This is a genomic window from Actinophytocola sp. (genome assembly GCF_035762905.1).
Taxonomy (GTDB): Bacteria; Actinomycetota; Actinomycetes; order Mycobacteriales; family Pseudonocardiaceae; genus DASYTH01.
This window is the reverse complement of sequence record NZ_DASUCC010000140.1, coordinates 1-18,579: the sequence shown is the minus strand read 5'-3', so window position 1 is coordinate 18,579 and position 18,579 is coordinate 1. Positions and strand designations below refer to the sequence as shown.

Sequence of the window (18,579 nt, the reverse complement as noted above, 5' to 3'; positions counted from 1 at the left end):
GACGTCAGCTAGACTGCCACAGGTTCACCGGGGTGTGGCGCAGCTTGGTAGCGCGCTTCGTTCGGGACGAAGAGGTCGCAGGTTCAAATCCTGTCACCCCGACCAGCACAGGGCCCGTCCATTGTGGAATGGACGGGCCCTCGTTTGGCTTTGGGTGACTAACTGAGTGACTAGGGTGTCGCGAGCCCCTGTCTGGGCGGCTAAAATCACGGACATGGCCAGGCCGCACGAACGATGAACCGCGCAGGCTCGGGCCTGCGCTGCTAAGTCTTGCGTGAGTTTGACTCCGTAGGACCTCGGAGCTGGCGCGCAACATCTGGCCGAGCCACCCTCCGGCCTTCCTTGTGCTGTGACCTTGGACCAAGGTGGGGCTGACGCTCCGGGCGGTCGCGCCGGTCAGGCTCAAGGTGTCGACGCAACTAGGCGCATTCGGTCCCTGGGTTTGTCTGCTGACCCTCATTGTGATCGCTAGCGTCATTCTATTGCTTGTGCGGGTGGCTGAGCGTTCACACCGACCCATGGAGATCAAATTTCTTGGCATCCGGGTCTTCTTCGGTACCCATCAGGCGGACTGTCCGCTGCCACCTCACGATGAGGCAACTGCGGCAAGTTCGTGTGCCGAGAGCCGTTGTCAAAACTCTCGGTGCACCGAGGGTGAATCGGAGGCCCCGCATGAGAATACGGGGCCTCCGATTCGGCCGGACCCAGCTCACCTCATGCCGCAGTGCTCGGAAAGATACGGTCCATCACGGTCGCGCCGTCCTCAACGACCGACATGCACCCAGTGTGCCTCCCCCCTGGGGTCTCTTGAAGATGCCGATGGCGGAACCCCGATCACTACGGGTGCACAGTCGACGCGGGTTGCCGCTGGGGAGAAAGCGGGGAGACGATGTTGAGGTTTCGGGCCTTGGGTCGCCCTGGCAGGCCGACAGTGACCGACGGCGCTACCTGCGGTTTTGTCCTGCCACGCAGGTCCGCACCGGGTCCGTACCTTATTCGGGACGGAGAGGTCGCAGGTTCAAATCCTGTCACCCCGACCAGCACAGGGCCCGTCCATTGTGGAATGGACGGGTCCTGATTGCTTGGTGCCTGGCTAAGCTATGACCCAGGCTGCTGACCTGCGGGTATGGGCCTACGATCGGTGGATGCCGAAGCCACCTGAACCCACCGACCCGGAGCGGGAGGCGCAACTTGGTCGGATTGCACTGTGGCTCGATCAGGGTGATCTCGAGTGGTTGGCGGAACACTGCTCCTGCACGGAAGAACCCGTGGACGCCGAGCGCGACAGGTGCGCACGGATACGGTTTCGCGCTTCCACAGCGCTCCACAAAGCTGGTCTGCAACCATCGGACGAGCAGTAGCACCGGGCCGGGTTCCGGGGTCTGGACCGGTTGGGTGACGAACTGGGGTCGCAGGTTCAAACCCTGTCGCCCCGACGAGTTCGGGGACCGTCCATTGTGGAATTTCGGACTTTGACCGCTTTGGCTGCTAGCGGATGGCGATAACCAGATTCACGCCGGAGCGCGGGTGGTAGTTCCAGCTTGCCGAGAATTTGTCCCAGTCGGCGGTCTGCATTCCATCCATCGCGCGCGTGTTGCCGAATCTGCCCCGAATGGAGTCCGGCATCCTCGTCGCGTCGAGTATGCATTCTATTTGGCTCCACGGCAGTCCGGGGCTCGTTTCACCCTTGCCCTGGAGGGTAATGGTGCGGCCGCCGTCGCCAATGTCGAAATATGATGCCGCGAGTGTGCATTCGTCCGAGATCTGTTTGAGACTGTCCTCGGGGCGGGACTGCGGGATGGCACTCTCGTTGCTGTCCCGAGTAAGTAAGGAGACGGTGACGACCGTGGCGGACACAAAGACCACCGCGGCGGCAACCGTAACAATCCACTTCCACCTGGCGGGGCGCGTCGGGGGCTGTGGCGGTGGGGCGTATACGGTCAGGGCGGGCGCCATTCTGTCGGGCTGTGGATAAGTCACGACGTCCTCAATCTCACAGTTGTCGGCGGCCTTCAGGTGGAAGACATGGGCGATTTCGCGGGAGCGGGGTTCGCTGTTTCGTGCTGGCTGGCAACGTGGCCATTTCGTGATGGCTCGCCAATCCGGGTTGTTGTTACTTCGGGTGATCGGGCGCGGACAGGAGGGTGGGGTTGGGTGGTTTGCCCGCCATATGGCGGTGTGCGGGGTGGTTCGGGGGCGGTAGGGGAACTGGTGGGCGGACTGAGGGGAACTGACATGCGGATCAGGCTTCGGTGTGTGGCTGTGGTGGCGGCGGTTGTCGGCTTGTTCGGGGCGGGGGCGGGGGTTGCGCAGGCGGAGGGGGCGCCGGTGATCACGTCCTTCACGTGTGACCGGGCGATGGGGGTGTTCTACTGCTACGTGGTCGCGCGGGGGGACGCGCCGTTCGCGTACGAGTGGTATGTGAATGGTGTGCTTCAGGAGCATTTGACCGGGCCCGATGTGGAGCCGAGGTGCTCGGTCGGGGCGCATGTTCGGGTCCGGGTCAGCGATGTGGACGGCGGAGCGGCGGAGGCCGAGGGGTCGTTCAGTTGTCGCGGGCGCTAGCGGCGGCGGGGTCCGCGGGCGGCGGGTACCGATAAGTTGGGGGGATGAGGCGTCGGCCGGTGGAGTCGTCGGTGGTGCGGGCGTTGGGGTATGACCCGGAGGAGCGGATTCTCGAGGTCGAGTTTCACAATGATCGGGTGTACCGGTATTTCGTGGTGCCGCACGGGGTTTACCGGCAACTGTTGGCGGCGCCGAGTCTTGGGCGGTACTTCAATGAGAACGTGCGGGACAGGTATCCGGTGCGGGAGGTCGACCGTTAGTCCTCGGCGCCGAGGGCGATGGCTTCGTGGACTTCGGCTTTGCGTTCCTCTTCTTCGGCACGGAAACGTTCGGCGTCGAGTTTCTCGGCGAGGTCTTCGTCCTGGCGCATCAACAGGTCCAGGTTGGCGTCGCCCATTTCGAGGACGCCCATGTCGACGTAGGCGCGTTGCAGGCGTTCGCCCCACAGGCCGATGTCGCGCACGCACGGGACGATGCGGCTGAACAGCAGCTTGCGGAAGGCTTGCATGTAGGCGGATTCGTCGACAAGGGGTTTGACCTCGCGGGCGTCGATGCCGAAGTTCTGCCAGATCTCGGCGCCGCGGATCCGGTCGCGCATCAGGTAGCAGCCCTCGATCACGAAGTCCTCGCGCTCCCGGCGTTCGGCGTCGGTGAGCTGCTTGTAGTAGTCGCGCAGGGTGAGCCGGCCGAACGCGACGTGCCGGGCCTCGTCCTGCATGACGTAGGTGAGGATCTGCTTGGGCAGCGGCTTGGTGGTCAGGTCACGGAGCAGGCCGAACGCGGCCAGCGCGAGACCCTCGATGAGCACCTGCATGCCCAGGTACGGCATGTCCCAGCGGGAGTCGCTGAGCGTGTCCCCGAGCAGCGCCTGGAGCTGATCATTGATCGGGTACAGCATCCCGATCTTCTCGCGGAGGAATCGGCTGTACAGCTCGGCATGCCGGGCCTCGTCCATGGTCTGGGTGGCCGAGTAGAACTTCGCGTCCAGATCCGGCACGGTCTCCACGATCCGCGCCGCGGTGATCATCGCGCCCTGCTCGCCGTGCAGGAACTGGGAGAACTGCCACGAGCACGAGTGCCGGCGCAGCTCCGCGCGCTCCTTCTCGCTCATCGCGTTCCAGAACTTGGTGCCGTAGATGGCGATCGACTCGTCCGGCAGCCCGAGCGCGTTGTACGGGTCGACCTCGAGGTCCCAGTCGATCCGCTTGTCCGCGTCCCACTGCTTGTCCTTGCCCTTCTGGTACAGGGCGAGCAGTTTCTCCCGGCCGTCCTCGTAATCCCAGTTGAACCGGGTCGCGCCGGCCGCGTCGATCGACCAGTCGTCGTCCGAGGGCAGGATGTACAGGTCCTCCATCGCCACAGCGACCTCCCCACGTACACCGTACGTCTTTGACCACCGTCGCACGTACGATGTACGTCGTCAAGCACTCCGGAGGTGAAGGTGGGCAGCCCGCTCAGCCGCGACCTCATCGTGCGGACCGCGGTGGAGCTGATCGAGCGCGACGGTGTGAACGCGATCTCCATGCGCCGGCTCGCCGCCGAGCTGGGCAGCGGCGCGATGTCGCTGTACAACCACGTGCCGAACAAGTCCGCCCTGCTGGACGCGGTGGCCGAGCACATCCTGGCCGAGCTGGAGCTCGACGCCGATCCCTCGGTGGACTGGCGGGAGGCCGCCCGGTCCATGGCCCGCGGCTTCCGCGAGGTGGCCGGCCGCTACCCGCGCAGCGTGATGGTCGTGGCAAGCCGCCAGCTGAACACGACGGTCGGGCTGCGCCCGGTCGAGCTGGCCCTGGCCACCGCCCGGGCCGCCGGCTTCGACGGCCAAGCCGCGGTCCAGGTGATGCGGGCGGTGGTCAACTACGTGCTCGGCTGCCTGGTGCACGAGGCCAGCCTGACCGAGGCCCGCTGGGCGGCGGACGCGGCTCCCCGCCTCGACGAGGCCGCCCTGGACGCCGCCGGCCTGGTCAACGTCCGCGAGCTGCTGCCGGCGCTGGTCGAACACGACTCGGAGGCGGACTTCGAGTTCGGCCTGGAACTGTTGATCAGCGCCCTGGACGCCCTCCCCCGAACCTCGCCCGATGGGGCAGGATCGTCCGGGTGAGCAACCACCCCCCAGCCGAGGTGCCGGAGCCGCTGTTCGCCGATGCCGACGCCGAGGCCCGCTGGCGCGCCCGGTTCACCGCCGCCCGGGTCACGCTGCCGCACTGGGCCCAGGACGCCCCGGACCGCAACCACTACCTGTCCAACTCCAGCGGTGTCTGGGAGGTGTACGCCTGGGACCGGGCCACCGACATCCACCGGCAGGTGACCAACCGGCCCAATGGCACGTCGCACGCGGCGATCAGCCCTGACGGGGAGCGGCTGTGGTGGTTCGCCGACACCGACGGCGACGAGTTCGGCACCTGGGTGTGCGAGCCGTTCGCCGGCCGGCCGGCGAACAGCCCGCCGGTGCCGGCCGTCGACGGCGCGGTGCCCGGTTACCCGGCCGGCGCCGCGGTCGGACACCACGCGACCGTGGTCGGAGTGTCCAACGACGACGGCACCACGATCTTCCTGTCCCGGCAGGGCGGTCCGGCCGACGTGGTGTACCAGCACGCCACCGACGCCGGGGTGGCGGCCCTGTCCCGGGACGAACGGCTGCTGGCGATCGCACACTCCGAGCACGGCGACAACCGGCACCCGGCGCTGCGGGTGCTCGCCGTCGCCGACGGCAGCACGGTGGCGGACAAGTGGGACGGCGAGGGCAAGGGCCTGGACGCGGTCGGGTTCAGCCCGGTGGCCGGAGACCCGCGGCTGCTGGTCGTGCACGAGCGGCGCGGCCGCGAGGAGCTGTTGATCTGGGACGTGCTGGCCGGCACCGAGACCGAGCTGACCATCGACCTGCCCGGCGAGGTGACCGCCGAATGGTGCCCGGACGGCCGGGCGATCCTCGTGGTGCACACGCACGAGGCGCGCAACACCTTGCACCGCTACGACATCGAGCGCGGCGAATTGTCCAAACTGGACACCCTGCGTGGCACGGTGGGGTCCGCCGACGTGCGCCCGGACGGCACCGTCGAGTACTCCTGGTCGAACGCGGCCGCGCCGACCGTGATCCGGGCGCTCTACACCGACGGCACCGAGCGGGTGTTGCTGGAACCGGCCGGCGCCAAGGCACCCGCGTCGGTCGAGGTGGAGGACGCGTTCGTGCCGAGCGACTCCGGCACCGTGCACGCGCTGATCGCACGGCCGGCCGGGGCGCCGGCGGGGCCGCTGCCCACGGTGTTCAGCCTGCACGGCGGCCCGCACTCGGCCGACGAGGACCGGTTCTCCGCCTACCGCGCGGTCTGGTTGGACGCCGGGTTCGCCGTGGTGCACGTGAACTACCGCGGCTCCACCGGGTACGGCTCGGCCTGGCGGGACGCGATCGAGGGCCGCCCGGGCCTGACCGAGTTGGCCGATGTGGCCGCCGTGCACACCTGGGCGGTGGACAAGGGCCTGGCCGACCCGGCCAGATGCGTGGTCACCGGCGCGTCCTGGGGCGGCTACCTGAGCCTGCTCGCGCTCGGCGTGCAACCGGACCGGTGGGCGGCCGGGGTGGCTGCCGTCCCGGTGGCCGATTACCTGGCCGCCTACGAGGACGAGATGGAGCCGTTGCGCGCGTTCGACCGGGCGCTGTTCGGCGGCTCGCCGCAGGAGGTGCCCGACCGCTACGTCGAGTGCTCGCCGATCACCTACGTCGACCAGGTGCGGGCGCCGGTGCTGGTGCTGGCCGGCGAGAACGATCCGCGCTGCCCGATCCGGCAGATCGACAACTACCTGGACCGGCTGGCCGCTCGCGGCGCGGACTACGCCATGTACCGGTACGAGGCGGGACACGGCTCCCTGGTGGTCGCCGAGACGATCAGGCAGACGGCGGTCGAGGTCGGGTTCGCGATGCGGGCGGTCGGGCTGGCCTGACCTACAGCTGCTGGGCCTGCCACATCCAGTGCTGCTTCTCCAGCTCCCGGCTGACCTCGATGAGCAGATCCTGGGTGACCAGATCGGCCTTGTCGGTCTCGTCGATCCGGGTACGCAGCCGCTTGATCAGCTCGGTGAGCACGGCGGTGACCGCCTGGATCACGTCCACGTCCAGCGCCCACCCGTCGGACACGCCGGGCAGCCCGGAGTTCTGCGCCACGGTGGCGGCCCGGCCGTCCGGCGGCACGCCGATCGCCGAGGCGCGCTCGGCCACCTGGTCGGTGTACTGGCGGGACAGCGCGACGAGCTCGTCGAGGTGCAGGTGCACGCTGCGGAAGTTCGGTCCGACCACGTTCCAGTGCGCCTGCTTGCCGATCAGGGTCAAGTTGATCAGGTCGATCAGGGTCGCCTGCAGGACGGTGCCCGCGGTCTTGCGGTCGGCCTCGTCGAGCGGACCGGCTATCCGGAAGTTGGTCATGGCTTTCGGGTACCCGTTCAGTCCGGGCCGACACCCGGGGCCCGAGTGACGGCGAACTCCACCACCTGCTGGCCGATCGTACGCAGCGTGGTCACGACCTGCTCGTTGGAACAACCGCCCGCGGCGTCGAACGTCACCTCGGCCGAGTTCACCGCGGCCCCCAGCGGCGTCGGCCAGCCGCGCAGCGCGTGCACGATCGAGCGCAGCGCGGTCAGCGTGGTGACCGAGGCCTGCCAGCCGGCCGCCGCCGCCACGCAGCCGACCGCCCGGCCGTCCAGGTAGGGCCGGCTGTCCGCGCGCAGATCCTCCAGGTAGTCCAGGGCGTTCTTGACCAGCCCGGAGATCGTGCCGTGGTAGCCGGGCGAGACCAGCACGACCCCGTCGGCGTGCCGGATCTCCTCGATCAACCGCGCGGCCGCGGCCGGGCGGTCGGCCACCGCCGGGTCGTAGAACGGCAGCACCAGGTCGGACCCGGAGATCGTGGTCACTTTCGCGCCGGCCTCCTCGGCCCCGGCGAGGGCGATCCGTAACGCCCGCCCGGACTGGGAGTCCTCCCGCAGTGATCCGCCGATGCCCACCACACTCACAGTCACGCATCCCATACTCCCTCATCGGTGCCCTAGGTTGGTGAAGTTCCGATGGTGGGGTCGGCCTGGGAGGCGCGCGATGGCGAAGGCGATGAACAACATTCCGGTGGGGATCCAGGGCGCGGCCATGCGCGGGGTGTTCGCGTTGCCGGCCCCGGTGCGCCGCCGGATCGCCGGCCGGCCGGTCCGCATCGACGGCAACGAGCTGGCGCTGGACGCCCAGCTGCTGCTGCGGTTGACCAAGGCCACCGAGCTGAAGCTCTCCGATGGCAGCGTTGCCGATGCCCGGCGCAACGTGGAGCAGATGAGCCCGGTCGTCGGCGGCCGGCCGATCGAGCCGGTGCGGGCCACGCAGCTGCGGATCCCGGTGGCCGGCGGCGACATCCCGGCCCGGCTCTACACCCCGGCGGGTCTGCCCGCCGGCTCGCCGCTGCTGGTCTACTACCACGGCGGCGGCTTCTCGATCGGCAGCATCGACTCGCACGACAACCTGTGCCGGTTCCTGGCCCGCGAGGCCGGGTTGCGGGTGTTGTCGGCGGGCTACCGGTTGGCCCCGGAGGCGCCGTTCCCCACCGCGCCGGCCGACGCCCTCGCCGCGTTCGAGTACGCCGCCGAACACGCCGCCGAGCTGGGTGCGGATCCGGCGGCGATCGCGGTTGGCGGGGACAGCGCCGGCGGCAACCTGGCCGCGGTGACCTCCTATCAGGCGCTGCGCAACGGCGGGCCGCGGCCGGCGTTCCAGCTGCTGTACTACCCGGCCACCGACGCGTCCAGGCGGTACCGCTCGCAGGACCTGTTCGCCGACGGCTTCTTCCTCACCGACGAGGACATCCAGTGGTTCAACGGGAACTACTTCCCGGACCGGGAGATGGAGCGCGACCCGCTCGGCTCCCCGCTGCTGGCCGACGACCTGCGCGGGATGCCACCCACCTACCTGTCCACCGCCGGTTTCGACCCGCTGCGCGACGAGGGCGAGGCGTACGCGGCCAAGCTGCGCGAGGCGGGCGTTCCGGTGGTCGCGCACCGGATCGGCGACCTGATCCACGGCTACGTCAGCCTGATCGGCGTCGGCCGGCGGTTCCGGGAGGCGGTGGCCGAGTCCGCCGGCGTGCTGCGGGCCGGCCTGGCACTGCGCGCGGACGGCCGGGACCTGTTCGGTGCGCCGGCGAACGCGAAAACCGGCAAGGCGCACGGAAACCCGGCTCAGCCGAACTGAGCCGGGTCACCGCTGCCTGAGTTTCAGCCCTCGACGAGCTCGGCGATCCGGTCGCCGGTCTCCTTGTCGACGTTGCGCCAGTACTCGAACGCCCGCTCCCGAATGGGCTGCGTGACGCCGTTGCTCAGATGACCGGCCACGTTGCCGATCAGGCGGGCGCGTTGATCGGCGTCCATCACGGTGCGCACCAGCGTGCCGGGCTGACCGAAGTCGTCGTCCTCGGCGTGCAGCGCGTAGGCGGTGCGCAGCACCTCGCCGGTGGCGCCGTAGGCCGACGCCGTCTCACCGGCCAGCACGGGGTCGGCGTGCGGGCCGTTGTAGGAGTTCGGCGCGTACACCGGGTCCGCCGGGTTGGCGTACCGCATCGCGCCGTCCTTGCTGTAGCTGTGCACCGGTGACTTGGCCGCGTTCACCGGCAGCTGGGCGTAGTTGGTGCCGATCCGGTACCGGTGCGCGTCCGGGTAGGAGAACAGCCGGCCGAGCAGCATCTTGTCCGGCGACGGGCCGATCCCGGACACCAGGTTGGACGGTTCGAACGAGGCCTGCTCGATCTGGGCGAAGTAGTTCTCCGGGTTGCGGTCGAGCACCCACCGGCCGACCTTGATCAGCGGGTAGTCGCCGTGCGGCCAGACCTTGGTCAGGTCGAACGGGTTGAACCGGTAGTCGGCCGCTTCGTCGTGCGGCATGACCTGGACGTGCAGCGTCCAGCTCGGGTGGTCGCCGGACTCGATCGCCCGGTGCAGGTCGCGAATGTGGTAGTCGGCGTCCTCGCCGGCGAGCCGGTCGGCGTCGGCCTGGGCCAGGTAGCCGATCCCCTGATCGGTCTTGAAGTGGTACTTGACCCAGAACTTCTCGCCGCCGGCGTTCTCCCACAGGTAGGTGTGCGACCCGTACCCGTTCATGTGCCGCCAGCTCGACGGGATGCCCCGGTCACCCATCAGCCAGGTGACCTGGTGGGCGGACTCCGGGCGCAGCGTCCAGAAGTCCCATTGCATGTTGTTGTCGCGCAGGTGCGTGTCCGCGCGCCGCTTCTGCGAGCGGATGAAGTCCGGGAACTTGATCGGATCCCGGATGAAGAACACCGGGGTGTTGTTCCCGACGATGTCGTAGTTTCCCTGCGAGGTGTAGAACTTCACGGCGAAGCCGCGCGGGTCGCGCCAGGTGTCCGGCGACCCGCTCTCCCCGGCGACCGTGGAGAACCGCACCACGCTCTCGGTTCTGGTGCCGGGCTGGAACACCGCGGCCTTGGTGAACTGGCTGACGTCCTCGGTGACGTCGAGGAACCCGAACGCGCCGCCGCCCTTGGCGTGTACCACCCGCTCGGGCACCCGCTCCCGGTTGAACTGCGCGTTCTTCTCGATCAGATAGTGGTCCTGCAGCAGGATCGGACCGTTGGGACCCAGGGTCAGCGAGTCGTTGTCGCTGCCTATGGGGATACCCACGTTGTTGGTCGTGGGCCTCGGCTCGGTCACACGCTCTCCTCGATGTGGTGGTTCGTGGACTGCGAACGACCAGCACAGACTGGACACAGCCCCCAGAACACCACCTCCGCCTCATCGAGGATGAAGCCAAGAGCGTTCGACGGCTCCAGGCAGGGGGCGAAGCCGACGACGCAGTCCACGTCCTCGGTTCGGTCACACATCCGGCAGACGAGGTGATGATGGTTGTCCGCGGTCCTGGTCTCGAATCGGGCCGGGTGTCCGGCCGGTTCGATCCGGCGCAGCAGCTTGGCCCGGGTACACGCGTTCAGCACGTCATAGATCGCCTGCGTGGACACGGAGTCGAGCCGCTCCCGAACGCCCGCCGCGATCGCCTCCGCGGTGGAGTGCGGGTGGTTGGAGAGCCAGTCCAGCACCGCTAGTCGTGGTGCGGTCACCCGCATCCCGACGGCACGAAGCTGGTCCCGGGGCTCCAGCCGGGCCAGTCCCTGGTCGTTCATCGCACTGCCCACCCCATCAGGTTTTCTGGAATGAGTCAAGATAACGGTCGAGTGGTCGTGCCCGAGTGTCGGTGACCGCCCGTAACGTGGTTGCCAAGAGGACCCCGGGAAGGATGACATCGGACCATGCAGCTCTACCGCCGGGTGCTAGCGCTGCCGGGTGTCCGCACATTGATGGTCCTGGTCTTCTTCGCGCGGATTCCGTTGTCGGCCGCGGGGATGATTTTGACGTTACACGTTGCGGTCGGCCTAAGCCGAGGCTACGGAGCAGCCGGAACGGTCGGCGCGGCGATCACCATCGGGATCGCGTTGGGCGCCCCGGTGCTCGGCCGGGTGGTCGACCGGTTCGGCCTGCGGCCCATGATCCTGATCACGACGATCGGCGAGGCGCTGTTCTGGTTCGGCGCACGGTACGTGCCCTATCCGTTGCTGCTGGTGGTCGCATTCGTCAGCGGCTTCGTCGTGCTGCCGGCGATGTCCATCGGGCGGCAGGCGATCGCCGCGCTGGTACCCCCGGACCTGCGGCGCACCGCGTACTCGCTGGACTCGATCTCCACCGAGCTGAGCTTCATGGTCGGCCCGGCCACCGCTGTGTTTCTCGCCACACAGTTCAGCGCCACCGCGGCGATGACCGCGATGGCCATCGGGATCGTCGCCGTGGGCATCGCCCTGTGGGTGGCCAACCCGGCGGTGCGCAGCGCGCAGGAGAAAGCCGACGGCGACGGGCTGCGTCCGCCCCGCCGCGTCTGGTTGACGCCCCGGCTGATCGGCGTGCTCGTGGTCGGCCTCGGCGCGGTGTTCGTGCTCTCCGGCACCGAGGTCACGATCGTCGCGCAGCTGCGCGAACACGATGAGCTGGAGTGGACCGGTCTCGTGATCGTGGTGTGGTCGGCGGCCTCGGCGATCGGCGGGCTGATCTACGGCGCGCTGCACCGCTCGGCCAACCAGATCACCATGATGGCGCTGCTCGGCCTGCTCACCGTCCCGATCGGGCTGGCCGGTGGCGACTGGTGGTGGCTGGCGGTGGCGCTGCTGCCGGCCTCGGTGCTGTGCGCCCCGACGATCACCGCCACCGGGGAGGAGGTGGCCAAGCTCGCCCCGGTCGCGGTGCGCGGCGAGGCCACCGGCATGCAGAGCTCCGCCTTCACGCTCGGCGCCGCGCTCGGCGCGCCCACGGTCGGGTTCGTCGTCGACCACACCTCGCCCGGCTGGGGCTTCGCGGTCGCCGGGTTCGGCGGCCTGCTGGTCGCGGCCGTCGCCTTCGGGCTCGGTCGGCGTGACGGCGAGCCGGACCGGACCCCGGGCGATCAGCCGGCGAGCACCTCGGCGATCTCGTAGGTGTTCAGCGCCGCGCCCTTGCGCAGGTTGTCCCCGCAGACGAAGAAGTCCAGCGCGTTCGGGAAGTCCAGCGCCTGGCGGACCCGGCCGACGTAGGTCGGGTTCTCGCCGACCACGTCCGCCGGGGTCGGGAACCGCCCCGCCGCCGGGTCGTCAACCAGCACGATGGACGGCTGCGCGGCCAGGATCTCGTGCGCCGCGGCGACCGAGACCGGCGAGCCGAACACGGCGTGCACCGCCAGCGAGTGCGTGGTCACCACCGGAACGCGCACGCAGGTGGCGGAGACCGGAAGGTCCGGGATGCCCAGGATCTTGCGGGACTCGTTGCGGACCTTGAGCTCCTCGGAGAAGTGGCCGTCGCCCTGGTACGAACCGGCGGACGGCAGCACGTTCATCGCCAGCGGACCGGAGAACGGCGAGTCCGAATTGGACATTCCGGCCGCCTCAAGCGCCTCCCGCACATCCCCGGCCCGCACGCCGACCTCCTTGCCGGCCACCGCGGCCAGCTCGGCGTAGAGCCGGTCCACACCGGACTGTCCGGCGCCGGAGGCCGCCTGGTAGGACGCGACCACCAGCTCGCGCAGCGTGAACGCGCGGTGCAGCGCCCCGAGCGCGGCCATCATGGACAGCGTCGTGCAGTTCGGGTTGGCGATGATTCCGCGCGGCCGCTGCTGGATCGCGTCCCGGTTCACCTCGGGCACCACCAGCGGCACGTCCGGGTCCATCCGGAACGCGCCGGAGTTGTCCACCGCGACCGCGCCCCGGGCCGCCGCGATCGGCGCCCACTGCGCGGACACCTCGTCCGGCACGTCGAACATGGCGACGGTGACCCCGTCGAACACCTCGGGCGCCAGCGCCAGCACGGTCAACTCGGTGCCACGCACCGTGATCCGCCGGCCGGCCGAGCGCGGCGACGCGATCAGCCGCACCTCGCCCCACGGCCAGTCGTCCCGCTCGTTGAGAATGTCGATCATCACCGAGCCGACCGCTCCGGTGGCGCCGACCAGCGCCAGAGTGGGTCGCTGCGCCATCATCGCCCCGTTCCCGCGTACACGACCGCCTGCTCGTCGCCGCCGAGCCCGAACGCCTCGTGCAGCGCCCGCACCGCGTCGTCCAACTCGGTGTCCCTGATCAGCACCGAGATCCGGATCTCGGAGGTGTTGATGATGTCGATGTTCACGCCCACCTTGGCCAGCGCCTCGCAGAACGTGGCGGTGACCCCCGGATGCGAGCGCATGCCGGCGCCGACCAGCGACACCTTGCCGACGTGGTCGTCGTAGAGCACCGCCTGGAACCCGACCTCGCCCTTGAGCTTCTCCAGCGCCGCCACCGCGCGCGGTCCGTTGTCCTTGGACAGCGTGAAGGTGATGTCGGTGCGGCCGGACGCGGTGCTGGACACGTTCTGCAGCACCATGTCGATGTCGATCTCGGCGTCGGCCACCGTGCGGAAGATCCGGGCGGCGACGCCGGCGTGGTCCGGCACGCCGGTCACGGTGATCTTGGCCTCGGACCGGTCGTGCGCGACGCCGGTGATCATTGCCTGTTCCACGGAAAAGTCCTCCACCGAACCGGACACCAGGGTGCCGGGCTTGTTCGTGTACGACGAGCGGACGTGGATCGGCACGCCGTACCGGCGGGCGTACTCCACACAGCGGAGCATCAGCACCTTCGCCCCGCTGGCCGCCATCTCCAGCATCTCCTCGTAGCTCACCTGGTCCAGGCGCCGGGCGTTGCTGACGATCCGCGGGTCGGCGGTGTAGACGCCGTCCACGTCGGTGTAGATCTCGCAGACGTCGGCGTTCAGCGCGGCGGCCAGAGCGACCGCGGTGGCGTCGGATCCGCCGCGGCCAAGCGTGGTGATGTCCTTGGTGTCCTGGCTGACCCCCTGGAAGCCGGCCACCAGCACGATGTAGCCAAGGTCGAGGGCGGTGCGCACCCGGCCGGGGGTGACGTCGATGATCCGGGCGTTGCCGTGCGCGGAGGTGGTGATCACCCCGGCCTGCGAGCCGGAGAACGACCGGGCCTCGGCGCCGAGCGCGCTGATCGCCATCGCCACCAGCGAGTTGGAGATCCGCTCGCCGGCGGTGAGCAGCATGTCCATCTCCCGCTCCGGCGGGACCGGGTTCACCTGCAGGGCGAGGTCGGTCAGCTCGTCGGTGGTGTCCCCCATCGCCGAGCAGACCACGACGACCTCGTCGCCGGCCTTGCGGGTGGCCACGATGCGCTCGGCCACCCGTTTGATCCGGTCGGCGTTCTCCAGCGAAGAACCACCGTACTTCTGGACGACGAGCGCCACCTCGTGCAACCTCCTCGACTCACCCAAAGCAGACTACCTTCGCCAGGTCACCGCCTATCATCGCGACCGCATAGGCTGTAGCCGAGGTCACGAGGGGAGCAAGGGGTGTCGTCGACGACGGACGTGACGGAGCCGGACGCGGCGGCGGCTGACGTCGACGAGGAACAGCCGGCACCGCCGGCCCGCACCGGGCAGGACTGGACCGTCCGCCGGGTGGCCCGGATCCTCGCCCCGGCCCTGATCTTCCTCGGCATCCGCGAGTTCGGCCTGCTGATGCTGACCCTGCTCGCCGCGGCCAACCAGTTGTCCATGTCGGCCCAGCTGCAGGCGTGGGACGGCCAGTGGTTCATCGGGCTCGCCGAGAACGGCTACGGCGGGATCGCCGGGCTGGGGCTGGTCGACGCCCGCGGCGAGTTCACCGCGGAGACCCCGCTGGCGTTCTTCCCCGGCTACCCGTTCGCCGTTCGCATCTTCGGCCAGGCCATCGGCATCGGCCCGGCGACGGCGGCGATCATCCTGACCCTGGTGTGCGGCGTGATCGCCGCGTACGGCGTGGCCCGGATCGGCCGTCAGGTCCGGGGTGGCTCGCAGCGGACCGGGCTGATCCTGGTGGTGCTGTTCGCCGCCTCGCCGATGGCGATCGTGCTGTCCACGGCCTACTCCGAGGCCATGTTCTGCGCGCTCGCCGCGTGGGCACTCGTCGGCGTGCTCGAGCGGCGCTGGGTGCTGGCCGGCGTGTGCTGCGCGGTGGCCGGGCTGGTGCGGCCGACCGCGGCCGCGCTCATCCTCGCCGTCGGACTGGCCGCGCTGGTGGCGGTGATCCAGCGCAAGGACAGCTGGCGGCCGTGGCTGGCCGGGGTGCTCGCCCCGGTCGGGCTGATCGGGTATCTGGCCTGGGTGGGGGTGCGCACCGGCCGGTGGGACGGCTGGTTCCAGGTGCAGCAGGACGGCTGGCAGTCCGGGTTCGACGGCGGCGCGGCGACCATGGACTTCATCCTGCGCAAGCTGGTCCGGCCGGACTACCCGTTCGAGATGTTCACGATCGCGTTCATCTTCGTGGCGATCGGGCTGGTCGTGCTGGCGATCGTGCGACGGCTGGAGTGGCCGCTGCTGGTCTACGGCATCGGCGTGCTGGCCATGGCGCTCGCGTCCAACGGGCTGATGGCGTCCAAGATCCGGCTGATGCTGCCGGCGTTCACGCTGCTCATTCCGGTCGCGGTGGCGCTGGCCCGGCGGCGGAACTCGACCATGGTGCTCACGCTCTGCGGGCTGACGGTGTTCAGCGCCTGGCTGGGCGCGTACGGGTTGACCTCATGGAACTTCGCGATCTGATGTCCAATCCGGCCGACTCCAGCGTCCCGTTGCACCCGATCATCGCCGACCGGTGGAGCCCACGGGCCATCGACCCGGCCGGCGCGGTCCCCGACTCCGCTTTGCGCGCCCTGCTGGAGGCCGCCCGCTGGGCCCCGTCCAACGGCAACACCCAGCCGGCCCGGTTCCTGGTCGGCCGGCGCGGGGACACCACCTACTCGCGCATCTTCGACACCCTGTACCGGGGCAACCGCGCCTGGGCCGGCGCCGCCCCGGTGCTGCTCCTCGCCTGCGCCGTCACCGTGAACGAAAAGGGCCCCATTCCCCATGCCGAGTACGGCGTCGGTCTCGCTGCCGAGAACCTGGTCCTGCAGGCCGTGTCCGAAGGCCTCGTCGCCCACCAGATGGGCGGCTTCGACCCCGACGCCGCGGCGGCCGCCTTCACCCTCCCGCCCGACGTCCGTCCCCTCACCGTGATCGCCATCGGCACCCTCGGCTCCCCCGACCTCCTCCCAGACGACCGCACCCGCGCCCGCGAACTGGCCCCCCGCCACCGCCTCCCGCTCGACCAACTCGCCTTCACCGACGAATGGGGCCACCCCGCCTTCTGATCCCCCGAACGTGTGGACCTCGCCAAACGATGGTTGGGCCGTTCGGAGGTTTCGTACCGGCGGCGGCGACCAGATAGCGGCCGTTGCGGGCCGATTCGTCGACGAAGGCGTGGACGGACACTGGGCCATCTTGACGTACCGAAGTTAGGCCATTTGGTGGACGCGCCGGGACCGGGCCGGCGAGGGGCCGGCCCGGTCCTGAGCGGGGCCGTTCGTCAGTAGCGGGCGACCAGGCGAGCCAGGAAGCCGGTGACGACCAGCCAGAAGACGGCGGCGAGACCGTAGTTGAGGATCAGTTGAAGGGTGTCGTTGGTGAGGTCGAACAGGCCAGGGAAGAACAGCGCCAGGGGCTCGGCGATGGACGCCATGAACTGGAAGAAGGCATTCCCGGGGTTCGCACCGAAGAGGATCAACAGAATGTAGACGACGATGATCAAAGCGAACAGCGCGCCCACACCGGCAATCACTCGCGAAGCGGTGTTCCCGTAAGACCTCCTGCGATACGTAGTCATGGAACCTGGATTCCCACATGTGGGTGCCTCGAAACGGGCTACAGGACGGTCGCACTCAGTCCACGATGTGGACGGTCGTTCCCCATGGCGGACCGGATCTCGCTACCCTTCCCCTCGTGGCGCGGACCCTCCTGCTTCGCTGCCGCGACGGGGCCTGATCGGACCGGCTCCCCGTCGCGGTGCTTCGCGACGCAGCCGGTCTCCGTCGAACCCCCGACCAGGAGCCACCGATCATGACCACGAACCCCGACGTATACAGCTCTGCCGACAGCCGTGTCCGCAAGCCCTCCCGCCCCGCCCCGAACGGCCAGCCGGTCTGGAACACCCAGCTGGGCAGCTCGATGCCGGTCCACCGGTACAAGCCGTTCCACCGGCTGGTCGAGCCGGTCACGCTGCCCGACCGCACCTGGCCGGACCGGCGGATCAGCACCGCTCCGCAGTGGTGCGCGGTCGATCTGCGGGACGGCAACCAGGCACTGATCGACCCGATGTCCCCGGCCCGCAAGCGCCGCATGTTCGACCTGCTGGTCCGCATGGGCTACAAGGAGATCGAGGTCGGCTTCCCGGCCGCCAGCCAGACCGACTTCGACTTCGTCCGGGAGATCATCGCCGACGGCGCGGTACCGGACGACGTCCGCATCCAGGTGCTCTCCCAGTGCCGCCCCGAGCTGATCGAGCGCACCTTCGAATCGCTGGCGGGCGCACACAAGGCGATCGTGCACATCTACAACTCGACCTCGATCCTGCAGCGCCGGGTGGTGTTCCGCGAGGAGCGCGAGGGGATCAAGAAGATCGCCACCTCGGCCGCCGAGATGGTGCTCGAGCTGGCCGCAAGGTACACCGACACCGACTTCCGGTTCGAGTACTCGCCGGAGTCCTACACCGGCACCGAGCTGTCCTACGCCGCCGAGGTGTGCAATGCGATCACCGACATCTGGCGGCCGACCGCCGACCGACCGGTGATCATCAACCTGCCGGCCACGGTCGAGATGGCCACGCCCAACGTCTACGCCGACTCCATCGAGTGGATGAACCGGAACCTGGAGCGGCGCGAATCGGTGGTGCTGTCCCTGCACCCGCACAACGACCGGGGCACCGCGGTGGCCGCCGCCGAGCTGGGCTACCAGGCCGGTGCCGACCGGATCGAGGGCTGCCTGTTCGGCAACGGCGAGCGCACCGGCAACGTCTGCCTGGTGACGCTCGGGATGAACCTGTTCGCCCAGGGCGTCGACCCGCAGATCGACTTCAGCGACATCGACGAGATCCGGCGCACCGTCGAGTACTGCAACCAGCTGCCGGTCAACGAGCGCCACCCCTACGGCGGCGACCTCGTCTACACCGCGTTCAGCGGGTCCCACCAGGACGCCATCAAGAAGGGCCTGGAGTGGATGGAGCGGGACGCGGCGACCGCGGGCGTGCCGGTCGACGACTTCCGCTGGGAGGTGCCCTACCTGCCGATCGACCCGAGGGATGTCGGCCGCACCTACGAGGCCGTCATCCGGGTCAATTCGCAGTCCGGCAAGGGCGGCGTCGCCTACGTGATGAAGACCGAGCACCAGCTGGACCTGCCGCGCCGGCTGCAGATCGAGTTCTCCCAGGTGATCCAGGCGCGCACCGACGCCTCCGGCGGCGAGGTCTCGCCGCAGCAGATGTGGGACGCGTTCGAGGCCGAGTACCTGGCGCCGCGTACGCCGGTGTCGCTCAACTCGCACCACACGTCGTCGGCCGCCGGGGAGGACGACGAGCTCGACGTCAACGTCTACCTCGACGGCACGGCGCGCAGCCTG

General features: G+C 69.3%; 17 protein-coding genes and 1 tRNA gene. 9 read left to right on the top strand and 9 right to left on the bottom strand.

The window, feature by feature from the left end; genetic code table 11:
- The first annotated feature begins 28 nt into the window (after positions 1–28).
- Positions 29–105 (top strand) — tRNA-Pro (locus VFV67_RS29890).
- A gap of 1,383 nt (positions 106–1,488) precedes the next feature.
- On the opposite strand, the gene VFV67_RS29885 is transcribed toward VFV67_RS29890, so the two are convergent.
- Positions 1,489–1,857 (bottom strand): hypothetical protein, encoded by a 369-nt coding sequence (locus VFV67_RS29885; RefSeq protein ID WP_326474023.1) that lies wholly within the window; start codon positions 1,855–1,857, stop codon positions 1,489–1,491.
- A gap of 752 nt (positions 1,858–2,609) precedes the next feature.
- Between VFV67_RS29885 and VFV67_RS29880 the strand changes: the two genes are divergently transcribed.
- A complete protein-coding gene (locus tag VFV67_RS29880) occupies positions 2,610–2,825 on the top strand; it encodes a KTSC domain-containing protein (RefSeq protein ID WP_326474022.1) in 216 nt (71 codons plus the stop codon).
- Here VFV67_RS29880 and VFV67_RS29875 read toward each other — a convergent pair.
- Positions 2,822–3,919 (bottom strand): ferritin-like domain-containing protein, encoded by a 1,098-nt coding sequence (locus VFV67_RS29875; protein ID WP_326474025.1) that lies wholly within the window; start codon positions 3,917–3,919, stop codon positions 2,822–2,824. The genes VFV67_RS29880 and VFV67_RS29875 overlap by 4 nt on opposite strands.
- A gap of 87 nt (positions 3,920–4,006) precedes the next feature.
- Here VFV67_RS29875 and VFV67_RS29870 point away from each other — a divergent pair, with 87 nt between their 5' ends.
- Both VFV67_RS29870 and VFV67_RS29865 read left to right on the top strand, forming a co-directional pair.
- Positions 4,007–4,666: a TetR/AcrR family transcriptional regulator C-terminal domain-containing protein gene (locus tag VFV67_RS29870; protein ID WP_326474021.1), complete on the top strand. Its 660-nt coding sequence runs from the start codon at positions 4,007–4,009 to the stop codon at positions 4,664–4,666.
- On the top strand, positions 4,663–6,504 hold the full coding sequence (locus tag VFV67_RS29865) for a prolyl oligopeptidase family serine peptidase (RefSeq protein ID WP_326474020.1): 1,842 nt from the start codon (positions 4,663–4,665) through the stop codon (positions 6,502–6,504). Before VFV67_RS29870 ends, VFV67_RS29865 begins: the two co-directional genes overlap by 4 nt.
- Before the next feature lies 1 nt (position 6,505).
- Here the strand turns inward: VFV67_RS29865 and VFV67_RS29860 are convergent, their stop codons facing one another.
- Both VFV67_RS29860 and VFV67_RS29855 read right to left on the bottom strand, forming a co-directional pair.
- A complete protein-coding gene (locus VFV67_RS29860) occupies positions 6,506–6,982 on the bottom strand; it encodes a DNA starvation/stationary phase protection protein (RefSeq protein WP_326474019.1) in 477 nt (158 codons plus the stop codon).
- A gap of 17 nt (positions 6,983–6,999) precedes the next feature.
- Positions 7,000–7,575, bottom strand: a complete 576-nt coding sequence (locus VFV67_RS29855; RefSeq protein ID WP_326474018.1) for an NADPH-dependent FMN reductase — start codon at positions 7,573–7,575, stop codon at positions 7,000–7,002.
- Between the two features lie 73 nt (positions 7,576–7,648).
- Here VFV67_RS29855 and VFV67_RS29850 point away from each other — a divergent pair, with 73 nt between their 5' ends.
- On the top strand, positions 7,649–8,785 hold the full coding sequence (locus VFV67_RS29850; RefSeq protein ID WP_326474017.1) for an alpha/beta hydrolase: 1,137 nt from the start codon (positions 7,649–7,651) through the stop codon (positions 8,783–8,785).
- Positions 8,786–8,808: 23 nt separating this feature from the next.
- On the opposite strand, the gene VFV67_RS29845 is transcribed toward VFV67_RS29850, so the two are convergent.
- Positions 8,809–10,257: a catalase gene (locus VFV67_RS29845; protein WP_326474016.1), complete on the bottom strand. Its 1,449-nt coding sequence runs from the start codon at positions 10,255–10,257 to the stop codon at positions 8,809–8,811.
- On the bottom strand, positions 10,254–10,724 hold the full coding sequence (locus VFV67_RS29840; RefSeq protein ID WP_326474015.1) for a Fur family transcriptional regulator: 471 nt from the start codon (positions 10,722–10,724) through the stop codon (positions 10,254–10,256). The genes VFV67_RS29845 and VFV67_RS29840 overlap by 4 nt, the downstream gene beginning before the upstream one ends.
- Before the next feature lie 126 nt (positions 10,725–10,850).
- Between VFV67_RS29840 and VFV67_RS29835 the strand changes: the two genes are divergently transcribed.
- Positions 10,851–12,062, top strand: a complete 1,212-nt coding sequence (locus VFV67_RS29835; protein ID WP_326474014.1) for an MFS transporter — start codon at positions 10,851–10,853, stop codon at positions 12,060–12,062.
- On the opposite strand, the gene VFV67_RS29830 is transcribed toward VFV67_RS29835, so the two are convergent.
- Both VFV67_RS29830 and VFV67_RS29825 read right to left on the bottom strand, forming a co-directional pair.
- Entirely contained in the window at positions 12,032–13,096 is a 1,065-nt protein-coding gene (locus VFV67_RS29830) for an aspartate-semialdehyde dehydrogenase (RefSeq protein WP_414636374.1), read from the bottom strand. The two genes, VFV67_RS29835 and VFV67_RS29830, sit on opposite strands and share 31 nt — an antisense overlap.
- Positions 13,093–14,358 (bottom strand): aspartate kinase, encoded by a 1,266-nt coding sequence (locus VFV67_RS29825; protein WP_326474013.1) that lies wholly within the window; start codon positions 14,356–14,358, stop codon positions 13,093–13,095. Before VFV67_RS29825 ends, VFV67_RS29830 begins: the two co-directional genes overlap by 4 nt.
- Before the next feature lie 105 nt (positions 14,359–14,463).
- Here VFV67_RS29825 and VFV67_RS29820 point away from each other — a divergent pair, with 105 nt between their 5' ends.
- Complete coding sequence (locus VFV67_RS29820) at positions 14,464–15,690, top strand: glycosyltransferase 87 family protein (RefSeq protein WP_326474012.1); 1,227 nt, start codon at positions 14,464–14,466, stop codon at positions 15,688–15,690.
- Entirely contained in the window at positions 15,672–16,280 is a 609-nt protein-coding gene (locus VFV67_RS29815; RefSeq protein ID WP_326474011.1) for a nitroreductase family protein, read from the top strand. Before VFV67_RS29820 ends, VFV67_RS29815 begins: the two co-directional genes overlap by 19 nt.
- A gap of 215 nt (positions 16,281–16,495) precedes the next feature.
- Here the strand turns inward: VFV67_RS29815 and VFV67_RS29810 are convergent, their stop codons facing one another.
- Positions 16,496–16,735 (bottom strand): hypothetical protein, encoded by a 240-nt coding sequence (locus VFV67_RS29810; protein WP_414636373.1) that lies wholly within the window; start codon positions 16,733–16,735, stop codon positions 16,496–16,498.
- 290 nt (positions 16,736–17,025) lie between these two features.
- On the opposite strand from VFV67_RS29810, the gene leuA reads away from it, so the two are divergent.
- The coding region (gene leuA / locus VFV67_RS29805) for a 2-isopropylmalate synthase (RefSeq protein ID WP_326474009.1) at positions 17,026–18,579 on the top strand (1,554 nt) is incomplete at its 3' end.

What these genes read in the sequence shown, in the direction of transcription:
- VFV67_RS29880 (WP_326474022.1), top strand. Translation starts at nt 2,610, where the DNA reads ATGAGGCGTCGGCCGGTGGAGTCGTCGGTGGTGCGGGCGTTGGGGTAT.
- VFV67_RS29850 (WP_326474017.1), top strand. Translation starts at nt 7,649, where the DNA reads ATGGCGAAGGCGATGAACAACATTCCGGTGGGGATCCAGGGCGCGGCC.
- VFV67_RS29860 (WP_326474019.1), bottom strand. Translation starts at nt 6,982, where the DNA reads ATGACCAACTTCCGGATAGCCGGTCCGCTCGACGAGGCCGACCGCAAG.
- VFV67_RS29875 (WP_326474025.1), bottom strand. Translation starts at nt 3,919, where the DNA reads ATGGAGGACCTGTACATCCTGCCCTCGGACGACGACTGGTCGATCGAC.
- VFV67_RS29835 (WP_326474014.1), top strand. Translation starts at nt 10,851, where the DNA reads ATGCAGCTCTACCGCCGGGTGCTAGCGCTGCCGGGTGTCCGCACATTG.
- VFV67_RS29815 (WP_326474011.1), top strand. Translation starts at nt 15,672, where the DNA reads ATGGAACTTCGCGATCTGATGTCCAATCCGGCCGACTCCAGCGTCCCG.
- VFV67_RS29830 (WP_414636374.1), bottom strand. Translation starts at nt 13,096, where the DNA reads ATGATGGCGCAGCGACCCACTCTGGCGCTGGTCGGCGCCACCGGAGCG.
- VFV67_RS29840 (WP_326474015.1), bottom strand. Translation starts at nt 10,724, where the DNA reads ATGAACGACCAGGGACTGGCCCGGCTGGAGCCCCGGGACCAGCTTCGT.